This is a genomic window from Rhodococcus aerolatus, assembly GCF_054783215.1.
In genome coordinates this window covers 1-2,170 of sequence record NZ_BAAGQZ010000006.1, presented here as the reverse complement: position 1 = coordinate 2,170, position 2,170 = coordinate 1, and the positions used below count along the sequence as shown (strand labels likewise).

At 40.1% G+C, this 2,170-nt stretch carries 1 protein-coding gene; it reads right to left on the bottom strand.

Features of this window, described 5'->3' with window-relative positions:
* Window positions 1–365 precede the first annotated feature (365 nt).
* Window positions 366–1,178, bottom strand: coding sequence for a cytochrome c oxidase subunit 3 (locus ACYVOF_RS04355; RefSeq protein WP_460740839.1), 813 nt, complete (start codon window positions 1,176–1,178; stop codon window positions 366–368).
* Window positions 1,179–2,170 lie beyond the last annotated feature (992 nt).

The following is a 2,170-nucleotide window of genomic DNA, read 5'->3' as shown; positions in this document are numbered from 1 at the left end:
TAATGAGATCATATAATCTACACTTATTTTGTAAGCCCCCGGGGCCGGCACCGCCGGACCTGGGGGTCCGGGGCGCCAGCCCCGGGGTGTAACTAAAAATGTCATCATTTAATAATATTTTTTCTAAATGACAAAGCCTAAGTTTATCTTTGGTACGGTCTAGCTCCCGCGCTTCGCGCGAAGAACCTAATTTTGTGGTATAAATTTTTAATTCTTACTTATAAAGTTTGACTTTATGTTAAAAACCTTTATTTGTTGAAAGGGGTGGTTTTATTAATAATTAGATAAATATTTATTGAATAAGCACACGGGTGTACCGTTTGGGACCCCGTGGGCTCAAGGGGCTTTGCCCCCGGGGTTTAAAATTATCCTCCCCACCAGTATACACTAATGAATAAGAATAGCCAAACTACATCAACGAAATGCCAATATAAAATAGCTTGCTCGAATCCTAAATGGTGGTGATCAGTTAAGTGGTATGATAAAACTCGGAATAATCCTACAGTTAAGAAAATTGTACCTACAATAACGTGGATACCATGGAATCCAGTAGCCATGTAGAATGTAGATCCATAAACACCATCACTGAATGTGAATGGAGCGTTATAGTACTCAAATGCTTGGAAACCAGTGAAAACTGTTGCTAAAGCAACAGTTGCGATTAAACCGTAAATAACTCCTGCTCGGTTACCTTGGATTAGGCTATGGTGAGCGTAAGTTACAGTAGCACCTGAAGAAAGTAAAATTACTGTATTTAGTAATGGAACCTCCCAAGGGTTTAAAGTCTCAATACCAGCTGGAGGCCAGTGAGCTCCTAATTCTACAGTAGGGGCTAATGAAGAATGGAAGAATGCCCAGAAAATACTAATAAAGAAGAATACTTCAGAAACTACAAATAAAACAAAACCTAAGCTTAATCCTTTTTGTACTGCAAAAGTATGATGACCTTGGAAAGTACCTTCTCTAGAAATATCTTTAAACCATAATGTCATAGTAGAAACTAGAGAGATAAATCCAAGAGTTAATAAGAATAAACCATTAGGGTATCCTTGGAATGTCATTACTCCTGATAGAGTAACTACTAATAAAGAAAATGATACAGCAATTGGCCAAGGCGAAGCTTCAACTAAATGAAATGGATGCGCTTGAACTGATCTGTTCATAAATTTCGTTGTCATACTGTATATGTGATTCCTATAATACATTTCTTGAGGTCTAAAGCAAGGAAAAACAAAATCCCGGGGCGGCTCGCCGCCCCTGGCCCACGGGTCAGGGGCCGAGCCCAGCCCCGGGGCTTTCCTCGCAATGACTGCTACGCAATATTCGCTCAAGAAAAGTCAATTAATAATTATTGAAATAGTAATATATTTCTTTTTAATACCCTGAGCCTATTGAACAAATTAGTTATTCGATAAGTCTCAGCCTGAATAAGCTCCGTGCTAAAATGCGGGGAGCTAGGAGGCTTACTTAAATTTTACCCAAAACTATGCCTTGAAACTAAAGTAAAAACCAAAAATTTTGGTAAAGCCATATTGTGTGTTAAGCGCAAAAAATAAGTGGGAAATAAGTTAAATTTTGGTAATAGCAAGCTGCCCAAGCTTAAATGCTTGCAAGCATTTTAAGTAAATAATAAATTAATTTTCCTTGGGTTCTAACATACTTATTTACCGATATAAACCGGAGCTAATTTATTAGCATTTAACCTTTACTTTTAGCCTCCGACCTGTAAGGTCGGGAAACAAAAGAAAGGTGAGCTTAGCCTGTTCCAGTTTTTAAACCGCCCCCGTTTTTTAAACGGGGGCGCTTTAAAATTTTGCGGCACCGTACGCCAAAATTTTATGCAGGGCTCGGCCCTGACCCGTGGGCCAGGGGCGGCGAGCCGCCCCGGGATATTTTTCGGTACGAACGTCTTGTATTTTAAATCAAAAATATTTGCTTATAATATAAATATAGGTTATCCCCATATTCATTATTTATTGCCCCATCTGTGAAGTAGTAGTATCGTGCGCCCAGCCAAAGATTTTATTAGGTCCCGTTTTAAAAAAACGGGACCGCTTTAAAATTTTGCGGCACCGTACGCCAAAATTTTACGGGCGGCTTCGCCGCCCGCCGGCCCCCGGGGCCAATATTTTATTTTTGAAGCCCCGCGCTTTGCGTGGGCCAAACAGGC

What these genes read in the sequence shown, in the direction of transcription:
- ACYVOF_RS04355 (WP_460740839.1), bottom strand. Translation starts at nt 1,178, where the DNA reads ATGACAACGAAATTTATGAACAGATCAGTTCAAGCGCATCCATTTCAT.